Here is a 13,786-nt window from a genome sequence, read left to right as displayed (position 1 = left end):
ACACCGGCAAGTGATTAAAATTTAAACTTCTGTCGACCTGCCAGCGAGTGGGACAGCGTGGTGCCATCGACCATCTCCAGCTCTCCGCCCACCGGCACACCGTGCGCGATACGGCTGGCGTCAACGCCATACTGACCACAGAGTTCCGCAATGTAGTTTGCGGTCGCCTCGCCTTCCACCGTCGGATTGGTCGCGAGGATCACTTCCTGCAGCGTTTCACTCTCCAGTCGCTGTTCCAGACGATCCAGGCCGATATCTGCCGGACCAATGCCGTCGAGCGGCGACAGATGTCCCATCAGCACAAAGTAGCGGCCGCCAAACTGGCCGGTCTGCTCAATGGCGTGAATATCTGCCGGGCTTTCCACTACGCAGATTTGACCATTCTGCTGACGCCGTGGATTGGCGCAGATGGTGCAAATTTCCTGCTCGGTGAATGTCCGGCAATCAGCACAGTGACCAATCTCCGACATCGCCCGGGTCAGCGCCTGCGCCAGGCGCATACCACCGCTGCGATCGCGCTGCAGCAGCTGAAAAGCCATGCGCTGTGCCGATTTCGGCCCAACGCCGGGCAGACAGCGCAGCGACTCCATCAATGATTCAAGCAGTGGACTGGTTTGCATCAGAACGGCATCTTAAAGCCTGGTGGCAGCTGCATACCCGAAGAGACAGACGCCATCTTCTCTTTCTGGGTTTCATCAATGCGACGTGCCGCATCGTTGAACGCCGCAGCGATCAGATCTTCCAGCATATCTTTGTCATCTTCCAGCAGGCTGGGATCGACTTCCACGCGACGGCAGTTGTGCGCGCCGTTAATGGTCACTTTTACCAGGCCAGCACCCGATTCGCCGGTCACTTCAATCGCGGCGATCTCTTCCTGAACCTTGGCCATTTTGTCCTGCATCTGCTGGGCCTGTTTCATCAGGTTGCCCAATCCGCCTTTACCACCAAACATAGTTTTCTCTCTCAGCTAAGGCTACAACGCTATCGTTACGATAGCAGCAGCGTGTTCAAACAGGTCGGATACTCTCCTCATCCAGATCAGCATCGAAAAATCGCTGCAGCGTCTGGATGTGGGTATCACAGGTGATCGACTGACGCGCCTGCGCCAGTTTCTCTTCGTAAATGGCCTGACGCCACTCCAGTGGCGTCAACACCGATGAATTATCGTCTTCAACGACCGAGAGTTCAACTTTCTGCCCGGCACGCTCACTCAGTGCATCGCATAACACCTGCTGCGCCGACGGTGAATTCAGATGACGCTGACTGCTGCGTAAATGCAGGCAGACCCCGTTTTCGGTGGTCTCTTTCCAGGCATTTAATGCCAGCTGCTGCACCAGTTTTGGCAGCGGCAGAGTCGCAATCTCTGCGGCCCAGGGATCGCGCTGTTGCGCTTCTTCCGCCAGTCGCGCCGCCAGCTCAGGGGTTTTCTCATGCTCCAGCGCAGAACGCAAGGCCTTCGGCGTCGCGACCGGCTCTGCCACTTCAACCTGCTGATTAACGGCTTTCCAGCGGTACGCTTCCTCTTTTACCGGCGCGGCAGGCTCGCGATCGCGGATACGCTGCTGACTGCGCTCGGTAACCGAAGCCAGCCGCTCCAGTGCCGAGTTGGCCGGCCGCGCACCTGGCGCCGCCGGCTCACTCTTTTTTGGTTTGTTCGCTCCCTGACGCAACAACTGCGTGCGCGCCTGGAGGAGCTGGCTGGTGGAGCTTGAAAGTGGCGCTTCAGGTGCCGCATCCGGCGGCGGCGCGGGTTGCGGAGCCGCATCAGGCGCGGCCATCTGCGGCTGAGCGGCAACGTGCTGTTGCGGCGCAGGCATCGGCTGCTGAGGCTGCTGCGCCACAGGTGACGTTGTCTGAGCAGGTGACGCTGTGGCGGGCTGTGCTGCCGTGTGTCGTGCTGAAGGCGAAGGCCCGGAAGGTGCCGGTTCCGTCTGCGCCGGCGCGACAGGTGCCATCTGCTGGGTTAGCGCGGGACGGGCAATCGGTTCTGCCACCGCCGCTTTGGGGTGGAACGCCAGTGCGCGCAGCAGCGTCATCTCCACGCCCATGCGGCGATCGGGCGCAATCGGCAGATCCTTGCGGCCCATCAACAGCGTCTGATAATAGAGTTGCAGATCGGCGGGTGGCACCACGCGAGCGAGTTCACGCAGTCGCAGAGCGTTGCTCTCGTCATCATCGCTGAGCGAAGCCGGCAGCAGTTGCACCATTGCAATCTGGTGCAGCAGGCGCAGCATCTCTACCAGCAACGCCTCCCATTCCACACCGCGTGAAGCCGCCTGGCTCAGCAGTGTCATGACCTGCTGACCGTCACCGTCCACCAGCGCTTCCAGTAGCCCAAGCGGCTGTTCATCATCCAGCGTGCCGAGCATGACGCTGACCGTGCTGCTGGTCACCGCGCCCTGCCCCATGGCAATCGCCTGATCGGTGAGGCTCAGCGCATCGCGCATACTGCCATCGGCGGCGCGCGCCAGCAGCTGAAGCGCCCGGGTTTCGCTCTCAATCTGTTCCTGCTTCAGCACATGCTCGAGCTGCTGGCGGATTTGATCAACATCCAGCGCTTTGAGATGGAACTGCAGGCAACGCGAAAGAATCGTCACCGGCAGTTTCTGCGGATCGGTAGTCGCCAGCAGAAACTTAACGTGTGAAGGCGGCTCTTCCAGCGTCTTTAACAGCGCATTGAAGCTGTGACGCGACAGCATATGCACTTCATCAATCAGATAGACTTTGAAGCGTCCACGGGCCGGGGCGTACTGCACGTTGTCGAGCAGATCGCGGGTGTCTTCAACCTTGGTACGCGATGCGGCGTCAATCTCGATCAGATCGACAAAGCGGCCCTGCTCAATTTCACGGCAGTTATCACACTGACCACAGGGCGTGGCGGTGATACCGGTTTCGCAGTTAAGGCCTTTGGCCAGCAGACGCGCAATGGTGGTTTTCCCCACGCCGCGGGTGCCGGAGAAGAGATAAGCATGATGGATGCGTCCCAGAGACAATCCATTCGCCAGCGCCGTCAGAACATGTTCCTGACCGACAACATCAGCAAAAGCCTGGGGACGCCATTTTCGCGCAAGTACCTGATAGCTCATGTGGATTCGACGAAGTTGGATGGAAAGATGAGCGCAGACGCTCTGCAACCCCTGTATAAGATTGCAGTAGTCTATCAGCTACGCTTTTGGCTGGCACTCGTTATCTTGACGCCAGAGGCGTGACGGCCTCGCCGGGTGGCAAGGCCGAAAGAGTGGCTTAGTGGCCGGGGAATTTGACCAGGCTGTAACTCTCAACGCCCAGGGCATTGAGACGCGATTCACCGGTCAGATCGAACAGGTTAATAATGAAAGCCGCGTCTTTCACTTCACCGCCTGCACGACGGATCAGTTTAACGGTCGCTTCAATGGTCCCACCGGTCGCCAGCAGGTCATCAACCACCAGCACCAGATCGCCCGGCTGGATGGCATCTTTGTGCAATTCCAGCTGATCGGTGCCATATTCCAGCTCATAAGCTTCACTGTAAACCTCACGCGGCAGTTTGCCGGGCTTACGCACCGGAACAAAACCGACGCCGAGGCCTAATGCCACCGGGGCACCAAACAGGAAACCGCGCGCTTCCGTACCCACCACTTTAGTGATGCCTTTATTACGGTAACGCTCAACCAGCAGCGCAATCGACGCGGCATAGGCTTTGGGATCTTCCAGCAGGCTGGTGACATCGCGGAACAGGATGCCTGGCTTAGGATAATCGGGAATACTTTTAATGCTGTTTTTAATGAATTCAAGCTGCTGCGCAGTGTCGGTCATAATGATACGCCTGGTAAAAAATTCTGTTTCGCGCAGCTTCAAAAGCGCTAATACCTGGTAAAAGGCTCAGCGGAAGTCAATTCACAAAGGGAAGCCACGCACGAAGACGCCCAAATCTAAGCAAATGACCGGCTAAATGCAACTTTATCGCGGCGACTTGGGTGCGTCCGCTGCTTCTGCCACCACCGGAATACGCCACATAAACAGCAGCAGCGCCGCCAGCATGATCAGCAGCATGATGCGTACCCAGAGCTGATGCACCAGGAAAAGCGAAAGACTAAATGTTGCGACTATCAGGCAGATAGCACGGACTTTGGCGCCCGGCGGCATTGCGCGATGCTGTTGCCAGTGGCGCAGATAGCGGCCAAATGGCGATTTCCACAGCAGCCAGTGATGGAAGCGTGGCGATGACCGCGCAAAACACCAGGCCGCAAGCAGCATGAATGGCGTGGTAGGTAATAAAGGTAATACAATGCCCAGCGTCCCCAGCACAATCGCCAGCCAGCCGAGGGTTAATAACAGAATGCGTTGCATGAATCCCGCCCAGCTCTTTCCTCATCCGACTACGTTAGCACAACCGGACGTCACGCGATGAGTGCGATCGCTTTGCAACAGCGCCTGCAACAGCTTCTGATCGACCTGCGTCAGGAGATTGCGCGTCATCCGGATGGTGAGTGCCGTATGCCACGCTTTGACTCGCAGCTTTTTCACACCAAAGGCACGCGGCTGGCAGATTACCTGCTGGAAGTGGAACAGAATTTCGCCCGACTGTGCGACAGCGTCAACGATCTGGCGCGCAGTGCCTGGCTGGCTGAACACCTGGTGGATCAGATTGCTGCCCTGCAACGCGAGGCGAGTACCCAAAAGCTGCGTACCCAACGTGAACAGCCGGTTAAGAACCCACGCGCCTCAAAATATCAGGAGTACCGTGAATTTGAACGGCGCTTACTGGCGATGATCGATCAGCGTGAACAGCGGCTGGCACTGGCCGAAACGCTGGCGGTCCAGCGTCAGCTGAAGCAGGATCTGGAAACACTAGAGGGAAGACTGGCGCGCTGTCGTCAGGCGATTCGCTCTGTCGAATGGGGCGCTTCCCTGCGCGGCGGTGAGCACAGCGAATAAAGCGCAGCGTGAGAAAAGCGCTTCTATACTGAGTGCAATTCTGCCTGGAGACGAACCATGGGTTTACTGAGCTGGCTAATTTGCGGGCTACTGCTGGGCCTGTTAAAGCGTCTGCTGATACCGGGTCGGCCCGGTGGCCTGATGGCGACCCTGACGCTGTCGATGATCGGCGCACTGATCGGCGGCTATATCGCCGCCTATTTTGAACTGGGCTCGCTGGCAACGCTGCATGCTGGCGCCCTGGGCATAGCGATTGTCGGCGCGTTACTGATGCTGCTGGTCGCGGCCCGATTACGTATTTAGGAGACAAGATGTCACTGGAAAACGCCCCTGACGACGTCAAACTGGCTGTTGATCTGATTCAGCTACTGGAAGAGCATCAATTGCCGGTTGAGACCGTGCTCTCCGCGCTGGCTATGGTGCAGCGCGATTTCGAGAACAAGCGCGATAGCCAGCCGACCTAACAGGAAGCCGTCAGCGTCGGACTGAGGCGCAGCATATCGATAAAGGCGTTGGTCAGAACGGGTGCGTCTGCGGCTAAATCAAAACTGTCCGGCGAAAACAGCCAGCTTTCCATCATACCGTTGACGTAACCGCGCATAATCAGGGCAGCCTGACGCGTGCTGAGAGTGCCCGGAAGTTGTCCGGCGTCAATGCACTGGCGCAGGACATCTTCAATTTTATCGTAGCATTCCAGCAGTAAGCTTTGTTGCATATTCTTCAGTGCTGACATTTCGCCCACAAACTCGCATTTATGGAAAATGATCTCCATCAACGCGCGTCGCTGTGGATCCTTTGCAGTCGCTTCAAAGATATAGACCAGCATTGCGCGCAACACAGAGAGTGGATCGCCAGGGTATTTTGTCTGATACTCAAGTTCCACATCGTCCAGACCCGCATCACAACGAAGCCATATTTCGTGTAATACATCGGCTTTGTTTTTGAAATGCCAGTAGATTGCCCCGCGCGTAACGCTGGCTGCGGTGGCGATATCTGCCAGTGAGGTGGCTGAGACGCCCTGCTGCGAAAAGAGAACAATAGCGGCATCAAGAATTTGATGCCGTGTTTCAAGTGCTTGCGCTTTGGTTTTTCGTGCCATAGTGGGCTTTTTTTACAAACAGGTAAGTTTACATACATTTGTGAATGTATGTACCATAGCATGACCTGCGCCTTGCCACAGCAATGGGTTTTTCATTTTGTGATCCATTGACCAATTGATACCGGACACTAGAGGTTTATTTATGAATAAAATCAGAGGATTATCGCCTCTGGCGGCCGTCCTGATGCTATCAGGCAGCTTTTTGTTAACAGGATGTGACAACAATAAATCCCAACAAGCCGCCCAGCAACCGCCAGCCGTAGGTGTTGTTACACTGAAAACGGAACCCCTTAAGATTTCAACTGAATTACCAGGCCGCACCTCGGCATACCGTGTGGCTGAAGTCCGTCCGCAGGTGTCCGGTATTATTCTGAAGCGTAACTTTATTGAAGGAAGCGACGTTAAAGCAGGTCAGTCTCTCTATCAGATCGATCCGGCTACCTATCAGGCAGCCTATGACAGCGCCAAAGGTGATTTAACGCAGGCGCAGGCTAACGCACATATCGCTCAGCTGACCGTCAAACGTTATAAACCTCTGCTCGGCACCAAATATATCAGTCAGCAGGATTATGACACCGCTGTTGCTACAGCCGCGCAAAACGAGGCTGCAGTTCAGGTAGCAAAAGCCAATGTCGAAACGGCCCGCATTAATCTGGCTTACACCAAAGTCACCTCGCCTATCAGTGGCCGCATCGGTAAATCGTCGGTAACGGAAGGTGCGCTGGTACAAAGCGCACAAACCACCGCACTGGCCACCGTGCAGCAACTTGATCCCATGTATGTCGACGTCACCCAGTCGAGCGAAGATTTTATGCGCTTACGTTCAGAACTGGAGTCGGGTCAGCTGAAGCAGAGCGAGGGCAAAGCCAACGTGACACTGCTGATGCAGAACGGCAGCAGCTATCCACAGCCTGGTACGCTGGAGTTCTCTGACGTCACCGTTGATGAAACCACCGGTTCTATCACCCTGCGCGCCATTGTCCCGAACCCGAACCATACCCTGTTACCGGGCATGTTTGTTCGTGCGCGTCTGGATGAAGGCACCAATCCTGATGCATTGCTGGTTCCGCAACAGGCGGTAACCCGTACCCCAACGGGTCAGGCAACGGTCATGGTCGTGGGTGCAGATAACAAAGTTGAAGCGCGTCAGGTCACCACCTCTCAGGCGATTGGCGACAAATGGTTAGTCACTGACGGTGTTAAAGCGGGTGAACGTGTGATCAGCACCGGTCTGCAGCGTGCCAAGCCGGGCGCACAGGTGACCCCACAAGAAGTCTCAGACGATGCGAAAGCGGCACCCGATTCAAAGCCGCAGTCTGACAAGTCACCGTCATAACAGGAGCCGTTGATTCATGGCTAAGTTCTTTATCGATCGACCCATCTTTGCGTGGGTGCTTGCCATCATCATCATGCTGGTCGGTGCGCTGTCGATTCTCAAACTTCCGATCGAGCAATATCCCAATGTTGCCCCGCCGGCGATTGAGATTCAGGCCACCTACCCTGGTGCGGATGCTAAAACGCTGCAGGACTCGGTGACCCAGGTTATCGAACAAAACATGAACGGTATCGATGGACTGATGTATATGTCCTCGAGCAGCGATTCATCCGGTACGCTGACCCTGACCATCTCCTTTGAGTCGGGTACAGATGCAGATATCGCGCAGGTTCAGGTGCAGAACAAACTGCAGCTGGCGACGCCGCTGCTGCCGCAGGAAGTGCAGCAACAGGGGATTCAGGTTAAGAAATCGTCCAGTAGCTTCCTGATGGTTGCGGGCTTCATCAGCGACGATGACAACATGACGCAGAATGACATTTCTGACTTTATTTCGTCATCAATCAAAGATCCGATCAGCCGTACCAAAGGCGTGGGTGATACCCAGGTATTTGGTGCGCAGTACGCGATGCGTATCTGGATGGATCCGCACAAGCTGAACAACTACAACCTGACGCCGGTTGATGTGATCAGTGCGCTGAACACTCAGAACACCCAGGTCGCTGCCGGTCAGTTAGGTGGTACGCCGCCGGTGCCAGGACAGCAGCTCAACGCCTCAATCATTGCGCAAACCCGTCTGACCTCAACGGATGAGTTCGGCAAAATCCTGCTCAAAGTGAACGAAGATGGTTCTCAGGTTCGTCTGCGTGATGTGGCAAGGATTGAACTCGGTGCAGAAAACTACGAAATCGTTGCCCGTTATAATGGCAAGCCTGCGTCCGGTATCGGTATCAAGCTGGCCACCGGTGCGAATGCGCTGGATACCGCCAATGCGGTGAAAGAAGAACTGGCCAAATTACAGCCGACCTTCCCGGCCGGATTGAAAGTGGTCTATCCGTATGACACCACACCTTTCGTTAAGATCTCGATTTTCGAAGTGGTGAAAACGCTGATCGAAGCGATTGTGCTGGTGTTCCTGGTGATGTATCTGTTTCTGCAGAACTTCCGCGCCACGCTCATTCCGACTATCGCTGTGCCCGTGGTACTGCTGGGTACGTTTGCCGTTATCAACGCATTTGGTTATTCGATAAACACCCTGACGATGTTCGGGATGGTGCTGGCCATCGGCTTGCTGGTGGATGACGCCATCGTGGTGGTTGAGAACGTTGAGCGCGTGATGGCGGAAGAAGGATTACCGCCAAAAGAAGCAACGAAGCGTTCAATGGAGCAGATTCAGGGCGCACTTGTCGGTATCGCGCTGGTACTGGCCGCTGTATTTATTCCGATGGCGTTCTTTGGTGGCTCGACCGGCGTTATCTATCGCCAGTTCTCCATTACTATCGTTTCGGCGATGGCGCTATCGGTGCTGGTCGCCTTTATTCTGACGCCGGCACTCTGTGCCACCATGCTGAAACCGATCAAAAAAGGCGATCACGGGAAAACCACCGGTTTCTTCGGCTGGTTCAACCGTATATTCGACAAAAGCACCAGTCACTATGTGGATGGTGTCGGCCACATGGTTCGCAGTACGGGTCGCTACATGCTGATCTATCTGGTCATCGTGGTCGGAATGGCGTTTCTGTTTATGCGACTGCCCTCTTCATTCTTACCGGAAGAGGATCAGGGTCTGCTGCTGGCTCAGGCGCAGCTGCCTGCAGGCGCAACGCAGGAGCGTACTCAGAAAGTGCTGGATCAGGTCACGGACTACTTCCTGACGCAGGAGAAAGACACGGTTAAATCGGTGTTCACCGTTAACGGCTTCGGCTTTGCTGGTCGTGGACAGAATACCGGTATCGCCTTCGTCAGTCTCAAGCCGTGGGATGAGCGTACCGGCGCAGACATGAAAGTTCCGGCGATTGCTGGCCGCGCCATGAAGGCGCTGGGCGCAATCAAAGATGCGATGGTCATTCCGTTCAACCTGCCCGCTATCATTGAACTGGGTAACGCGACTGGCTTCGATTTTGAGCTCATCGATCAGAATAACCTGGGTCACGATAAGCTGACGGAAGCGCGTAATCAGCTGTTTGGTATGATTGCACAGCATCCTGATACGCTGGTTGGCGTGCGCCCGAACGGTATGGAAGATACACCGCAGTACAAGCTGACCATCGATCAGGAAAAAGCGCAGGCACTGGGCGTATCACTCAGTGATATCAACACTACGCTGGCGGCTTCCTGGGGTGGCTCTTACGTGAACGACTTCATTGACCGCGGTCGTGTGAAAAAAGTTTACGTGATGGGTAAAGCGGACTCCCGCATGTTGCCGGACGACATTGGTAAATGGTTCGTGCGCAACAGCAGTGGAACCATGGTGCCCTTCTCTGCCTTCTCGTCAGCGAAATGGCAGTATGGTTCACCGCGCCTTGAGCGTTACAACGGCCTGCCTGCGATGGAAATCCTGGGACAGGCAGCTCCCGGTAAAAGTTCGGGTGCGGCAATGGATCTGATGGAAGAGCTGGCGGCGAAACTGCCTGCCGGTATCGGCTATGACTGGACTGGCATGTCCTATCAGGAACGCTTATCCGGTAATCAGGCCCCTGCGCTCTATGCTATCTCGCTGATTGTGGTCTTCCTGTGTCTCGCCGCACTGTACGAGAGCTGGTCGATTCCCTTCTCGGTTATGCTGGTTGTCCCGCTCGGGGTCATTGGTGCACTGCTCTTTACCACTCTGCGTGGCTTAAGCAATGACGTCTACTTTGTTGTCGGGTTACTGACCACCATCGGCCTGTCGACCAAGAACGCCATCCTTATTGTCGAATTTGCTAAAGATTTGATGGATAAAGAGGGCAAAGGGCTGATTGAAGCTGCGCTGGAAGCGTGTCGTATGCGTCTGCGTCCTATCCTGATGACGTCACTGGCGTTTATTCTCGGGGTGCTGCCGCTGGCGATCAGTACCGGTGCTGGCTCCGGTTCGCAGAACGCGGTAGGTACAGGCGTAATCGGTGGTATGGTTACCGCGACCATCCTGGCGATCTTCTTTGTGCCGGTGTTCTTTGTGGTGGTACGCCGCCGCTTTGGCAAGAAAAAAGAAGAATCAGCGAACAGTCATCCGGTTGAACATAACCAGACTCACTAAGCTGTAAATCATCTGAGGCCGCGCAAGCGGCCTTTTTTATGCCTGCGATTCTGTCCCTGCTCTTTGCAGATCCTCTGCTTTTAATAACGCGCTGGCAGTTGCAATGCTGAAAAGTGCGGCGCATAATAATGTTATATTATAACATTACATAGGCGTGCATTATGAAAGCGAATATTCATCCTCACTATCGTCACGTGGTCTTCCATGACACATCCGCGGATGTGTGGTTCAAAATCGGATCCACCATTAAAACCGATCGCACAGTTGAGTTCGAAGGCGAAACACTGCCCTACGTCACTCTGGACGTGTCATCCGCCTCGCATGTTTTCTACACCGGCAAACAGAAAGATTTTGCTAAAGAAGGCAGCACCGCGCGCTTTAACCAGCGTTTCGGTTCTTTCCTGGCCGCAAAGAAGAGGTAACTCATGAAGGTATTAAGCTCTCTGCGCTCCGCCAAAAATCGCCATCGGGATTGCAAAGTGGTGCACAGGAAAGGACGTGTTTACGTCATCTGTAAAACAAATCCACGCTTTAAGGCTGTACAGGGAAGGAAGAAGAAACGCTAGTTTGTGTCGTGATGACTGGCCGGGCTCGCCCGGCCTTTTTTATGCCTATTGCATACTCTTCAGCATCGCATTCACGTTATGTTTAAAGGCCGCCTGATAAGTCGCCGCCGGGCCAGAAGCCGTGGATAACGCTTCCGGATAGAGCTCACCACCTGGCTCAGCACCGGTCGCGCTGGCTATCTGTTTCACTAACCGCGGGTCCGTCTGATTCTCGATGAAATAGCGGTTAATGTGCTGCTGTTTGAGCTGGTTGATTAAGCTCCCCACGTTGCTGGCACTCGCTTCTGCTTCAGTAGAGAATCCGACGGGTGCCAGAAACGTTACGCCATATCGCTGTCCAAAGTAACCAAACGCATCGTGACTGGTCAGCACTTTACGTTTGTCGACTGGAATAGCATCAAAGGCCGTTTTTGCCCAGCTATCCAGCGCCTGCAGTTGCTGTATGTAATTCTGCCCACGCTTGCGGATTGCTGGTGCATCTTCAGGGTCGGCTTTGACCAGCGCATTCATCACGTTGGTCGCGTAGATAACGCCGTTCTGCATGCTGTTCCAGGCGTGTGGATCGGTCACCGTTTTGCCCTCCTCCTCCATGCTGCGGGTAGTCACACCCGTTGAAGCGACCACGGGCTGCCCGCGATATCCCGACGCGCTGACCAGGCGATCCATCCACCCTTCCAGCCCCAGTCCGCTGACAAACACCAGATCGGCCTTCGCCAATGCCTGGCTGTCCTGTGGCGTAGGTTCAAACGTATGGGGATCGCCATTCGGTCCCACCAGACTTTTTACGTTGACATGATCGCCGCCGACCTGTTTGACGATATCTGCCAGCACAGTAAAACTGGCCACGACATCCACCGTTTTTGCCATTGCAAATGGCGTGGCAAACAGCGCAGCGAGCGCCAGGCTAACCGGTAATTTTTTCATAGATACCCCTTAAGATTAATGGCGGCGCAAAATCCCGCCGCATGGCCCTGCAAGAATGGAGAAAAAAAACAGCATGGCGGCGCTCAGCACCACAGCGGGACCGGCCGGTAATGAAAAGTGCCAGGAGAGCATCAGGCCAGCCAGGGCTGAAAGCATTGCCATGAAAATGGCGATAGCCAGCATCGCGGCAAGATGGCGACTCCAGAAACGGGCGCTGGCAGCGGGCAGCATCATTAATCCCACCGACATCAGCGTGCCCAGCACCTGAAAGCCCGCCACCAGATTCAGCACCACCAGCATTAAAAACAGACCATGCACCAGCGGTGCACTCCATTTTCCCTGCGCCCGCAGGAAGTCACTGTCAAAGGCATCGATGACCAGCGGACGATAAATGATCGCCAGCATAATCAGCGTAAAGGCGGCGATGCCGCCAACCAGCAACAGTGCAGCGTTGTCCACCGCCAGCAGCGAGCCAAACAGCACGTGCAGCAGATCCACGCTTGAGCCGCGCAGTGAGACCAGCGTGACGCCCAGCGCCAGCGAACCGAGATAAAACCCGGCAAAACTGGCATCCTCTTTTAAGGGCGTGTATCGACTCACCGCGCCCGAGAGCAGCGCCACGGCTAAACCTGCGATCAGGCCGCCGATACCCATCGCGACCAGTGACAGTCCGGAGATCAGATAGCCAATAGCCGCACCCGGCAACACGGCATGTGATAACGCATCGCCAATCAGACTCATACGGCGCAGCGAAAGAAATACGCCGAGTGGCGTGGCACTGATAGCCAGCGCGACGCAGGCAACCAGTGCGCGCCGCATAAACCCAAACTCAATAAAAGGCTGTATCAACGTCACGGCGCATAACTCCGCAGAGGGGGATCAGGGAGCCAGGTGCAACTGACCTCCGTATCATCCATCGACATCACATTACTGAAGTAGCGAGCGACCAGTGGACGGTCGTGCAGCACCACCAGCAGCGTTGTTCCAGCCTGCTGTTGCTGTTCCAGTATCGACATCAGTAATGTTACCGTCTGACTATCAATGCCGTTAAAAGGCTCATCCAGTAGCCAGAGCTGGCTGCGCTGCAACAACAGTCGCGCAAACAAGACGCGCTGAAGCTGTCCGCCCGATAAGGTCGCGGGCTGCGCATCTGCATAATCACGCATCTGAACCGCCTCCAGCGCCTGCCAGATTTCCCGACGCAGTTCCCGGTTGATGCCGCCGAACCAGCCGCAGCGAGGCCAGCAGCCAATTGAAACCAGTTCAAATACCGTCAGGGGAAAGCGCGTCTCCAGTTCAGTACGCTGTGGCATCCAGCCAATAGCCCGCCGCGAAACCTGCAGCTCGCAGCGCCCCGCTATTGGTGGCAGCAAGCCCGCGATGGTTTTTAACAGTGTTGATTTGCCGCTACCATTCGCGCCGACCAGGGCTGTCATCGAGCCAGCGCTGAGCTGACCATTGATGGCGGGGGTAACAGCCTGTCCCTGATAGCCCGCGCGAAGTGCGTTGAACCGGATCATGTGCTGATCCCCCATTTTATCGCCACAGCAAGCAGCGCAATGAACAGCAGTGCGATAGCCAGTCGCCCACCTAATGACATAAGTAATCCACTCTGACGCATCACTTCACCAATATGTTATAACATAACAATAATATATCGAATATTGTTGTTGCACCTATGCGCGAATGTGTATCAAAAGATAAATAACACCAGGTGTCACTGGCCGTCGCAGACATGCGATGCAGCCTGCTCACACCACTGGCGCAGGTTA

16 protein-coding genes and 1 other annotated feature are annotated in these 13,786 nt (G+C 55.4%); of the genes, 7 read left to right on the top strand and 9 right to left on the bottom strand.

The annotated features are described in order from the left end of the window. Positions 1 to 14 precede the first annotated feature (14 nt). The 5 genes from recR to AC6I77_RS04560 form a co-directional block, all read right to left on the bottom strand. Positions 15 to 620 carry a recombination mediator RecR gene (gene recR, locus AC6I77_RS04580; RefSeq protein ID WP_003850420.1) on the bottom strand — a complete coding sequence of 202 codons (606 nt, stop codon included), beginning with the start codon at positions 618 to 620 and terminating at the stop codon, positions 15 to 17. Then, positions 620 to 952, bottom strand: coding sequence for a YbaB/EbfC family nucleoid-associated protein (locus AC6I77_RS04575; protein ID WP_003850423.1), 333 nt, complete (start codon positions 950 to 952; stop codon positions 620 to 622). The genes recR and AC6I77_RS04575 overlap by 1 nt, the downstream gene beginning before the upstream one ends. A gap of 55 nt (positions 953 to 1,007) precedes the next feature. Continuing rightward, a complete protein-coding gene (dnaX, locus tag AC6I77_RS04570; RefSeq protein WP_497816734.1) occupies positions 1,008 to 3,086 on the bottom strand; it encodes a DNA polymerase III subunit gamma/tau in 2,079 nt (692 codons plus the stop codon). Further along, positions 1,605 to 1,666: a sequence feature (DnaX frameshifting element), on the bottom strand. (Overlaps the previous gene by 62 nt.) Positions 3,087 to 3,243: 157 nt before the next feature. Then, on the bottom strand, positions 3,244 to 3,795 hold the full coding sequence (apt, locus tag AC6I77_RS04565; RefSeq protein WP_008924915.1) for an adenine phosphoribosyltransferase: 552 nt from the start codon (positions 3,793 to 3,795) through the stop codon (positions 3,244 to 3,246). A 144-nt stretch (positions 3,796 to 3,939) separates the two neighbouring features. Continuing rightward, a complete protein-coding gene (locus tag AC6I77_RS04560; RefSeq protein WP_003850431.1) occupies positions 3,940 to 4,329 on the bottom strand; it encodes a DUF454 family protein in 390 nt (129 codons plus the stop codon). A gap of 57 nt (positions 4,330 to 4,386) precedes the next feature. Here AC6I77_RS04560 and priC point away from each other — a divergent pair, with 57 nt between their 5' ends. From priC to rsmS, 3 genes are read left to right on the top strand one after another with little or no spacing between them, the layout of a single operon-like run. After that, positions 4,387 to 4,917, top strand: coding sequence for a primosomal replication protein PriC (gene priC / locus AC6I77_RS04555; protein WP_003850432.1), 531 nt, complete (start codon positions 4,387 to 4,389; stop codon positions 4,915 to 4,917). 57 nt (positions 4,918 to 4,974) lie between these two features. After that, on the top strand, positions 4,975 to 5,220 hold the full coding sequence (locus tag AC6I77_RS04550; protein WP_008924913.1) for a GlsB/YeaQ/YmgE family stress response membrane protein: 246 nt from the start codon (positions 4,975 to 4,977) through the stop codon (positions 5,218 to 5,220). A gap of 8 nt (positions 5,221 to 5,228) precedes the next feature. Further along, complete coding sequence (gene rsmS, locus AC6I77_RS04545; RefSeq protein ID WP_003850436.1) at positions 5,229 to 5,381, top strand: pleiotropic regulatory protein RsmS; 153 nt, start codon at positions 5,229 to 5,231, stop codon at positions 5,379 to 5,381. On the opposite strand, the gene acrR is transcribed toward rsmS, so the two are convergent. Continuing rightward, positions 5,378 to 6,016: a multidrug efflux transporter transcriptional repressor AcrR gene (acrR, locus tag AC6I77_RS04540; RefSeq protein WP_003850439.1), complete on the bottom strand. Its 639-nt coding sequence runs from the start codon at positions 6,014 to 6,016 to the stop codon at positions 5,378 to 5,380. The genes rsmS and acrR overlap by 4 nt on opposite strands. Positions 6,017 to 6,158: 142 nt before the next feature. Here acrR and AC6I77_RS04535 point away from each other — a divergent pair, with 142 nt between their 5' ends. The 4 genes from AC6I77_RS04535 to ykgO all read left to right on the top strand — a co-directional run bounded on the left by AC6I77_RS04535 (position 6,159) and on the right by ykgO (position 11,090). Then, positions 6,159 to 7,352, top strand: a complete 1,194-nt coding sequence (locus AC6I77_RS04535) for an efflux RND transporter periplasmic adaptor subunit (protein WP_003850440.1) — start codon at positions 6,159 to 6,161, stop codon at positions 7,350 to 7,352. A gap of 16 nt (positions 7,353 to 7,368) precedes the next feature. Next, on the top strand, positions 7,369 to 10,524 hold the full coding sequence (locus AC6I77_RS04530) for a multidrug efflux RND transporter permease subunit AcrB (RefSeq protein WP_003850443.1): 3,156 nt from the start codon (positions 7,369 to 7,371) through the stop codon (positions 10,522 to 10,524). Between the two features lie 161 nt (positions 10,525 to 10,685). Further along, positions 10,686 to 10,946, top strand: coding sequence for a type B 50S ribosomal protein L31 (locus AC6I77_RS04525; protein ID WP_008924911.1), 261 nt, complete (start codon positions 10,686 to 10,688; stop codon positions 10,944 to 10,946). Between the two features lie 3 nt (positions 10,947 to 10,949). Continuing rightward, positions 10,950 to 11,090 carry a type B 50S ribosomal protein L36 gene (gene ykgO / locus AC6I77_RS04520; RefSeq protein ID WP_497816733.1) on the top strand — a complete coding sequence of 47 codons (141 nt, stop codon included), beginning with the start codon at positions 10,950 to 10,952 and terminating at the stop codon, positions 11,088 to 11,090. Between the two features lie 45 nt (positions 11,091 to 11,135). Here ykgO and AC6I77_RS04515 read toward each other — a convergent pair whose 3' ends face one another. From AC6I77_RS04515 to AC6I77_RS04505, 3 genes are read right to left on the bottom strand one after another with little or no spacing between them, the layout of a single operon-like run. Continuing rightward, complete coding sequence (locus AC6I77_RS04515; RefSeq protein ID WP_003850447.1) at positions 11,136 to 12,014, bottom strand: metal ABC transporter substrate-binding protein; 879 nt, start codon at positions 12,012 to 12,014, stop codon at positions 11,136 to 11,138. Positions 12,015 to 12,029: 15 nt separating this feature from the next. Then, the gene (locus AC6I77_RS04510; protein ID WP_003850449.1) at positions 12,030 to 12,869 is read right to left on the bottom strand and encodes a metal ABC transporter permease; all 840 of its coding nucleotides are present in this window, start codon (positions 12,867 to 12,869) and stop codon (positions 12,030 to 12,032) included. Further along, positions 12,866 to 13,534: a metal ABC transporter ATP-binding protein gene (locus AC6I77_RS04505; RefSeq protein ID WP_039659286.1), complete on the bottom strand. Its 669-nt coding sequence runs from the start codon at positions 13,532 to 13,534 to the stop codon at positions 12,866 to 12,868. Before AC6I77_RS04505 ends, AC6I77_RS04510 begins: the two co-directional genes overlap by 4 nt. Positions 13,535 to 13,786: the final 252 nt, after the last annotated feature.

The organism is Pantoea sp. X-Soil-ISGK-259, assembly GCF_059730705.1.
This window is presented reverse-complemented; position numbering and strand designations above follow the sequence as displayed.

Bases quoted from the DNA above. Each gene is read 5' to 3' on its own strand.
- recR (WP_003850420.1), bottom strand. From the start codon at position 620: ATGCAAACCAGTCCACTGCTTGAATCATTGATGGAGTCGCTGCGCTGT.
- AC6I77_RS04575 (WP_003850423.1), bottom strand. From the start codon at position 952: ATGTTTGGTGGTAAAGGCGGATTGGGCAACCTGATGAAACAGGCCCAG.
- dnaX (WP_497816734.1), bottom strand. From the start codon at position 3,086: ATGAGCTATCAGGTACTTGCGCGAAAATGGCGTCCCCAGGCTTTTGCT.
- apt (WP_008924915.1), bottom strand. From the start codon at position 3,795: ATGACCGACACTGCGCAGCAGCTTGAATTCATTAAAAACAGCATTAAA.
- AC6I77_RS04560 (WP_003850431.1), bottom strand. From the start codon at position 4,329: ATGCAACGCATTCTGTTATTAACCCTCGGCTGGCTGGCGATTGTGCTG.
- priC (WP_003850432.1), top strand. From the start codon at position 4,387: ATGAGTGCGATCGCTTTGCAACAGCGCCTGCAACAGCTTCTGATCGAC.
- AC6I77_RS04550 (WP_008924913.1), top strand. From the start codon at position 4,975: ATGGGTTTACTGAGCTGGCTAATTTGCGGGCTACTGCTGGGCCTGTTA.
- rsmS (WP_003850436.1), top strand. From the start codon at position 5,229: ATGTCACTGGAAAACGCCCCTGACGACGTCAAACTGGCTGTTGATCTG.
- acrR (WP_003850439.1), bottom strand. From the start codon at position 6,016: ATGGCACGAAAAACCAAAGCGCAAGCACTTGAAACACGGCATCAAATT.
- AC6I77_RS04535 (WP_003850440.1), top strand. From the start codon at position 6,159: ATGAATAAAATCAGAGGATTATCGCCTCTGGCGGCCGTCCTGATGCTA.
- AC6I77_RS04530 (WP_003850443.1), top strand. From the start codon at position 7,369: ATGGCTAAGTTCTTTATCGATCGACCCATCTTTGCGTGGGTGCTTGCC.
- AC6I77_RS04525 (WP_008924911.1), top strand. From the start codon at position 10,686: ATGAAAGCGAATATTCATCCTCACTATCGTCACGTGGTCTTCCATGAC.
- ykgO (WP_497816733.1), top strand. From the start codon at position 10,950: ATGAAGGTATTAAGCTCTCTGCGCTCCGCCAAAAATCGCCATCGGGAT.
- AC6I77_RS04515 (WP_003850447.1), bottom strand. From the start codon at position 12,014: ATGAAAAAATTACCGGTTAGCCTGGCGCTCGCTGCGCTGTTTGCCACG.
- AC6I77_RS04505 (WP_039659286.1), bottom strand. From the start codon at position 13,534: ATGATCCGGTTCAACGCACTTCGCGCGGGCTATCAGGGACAGGCTGTT.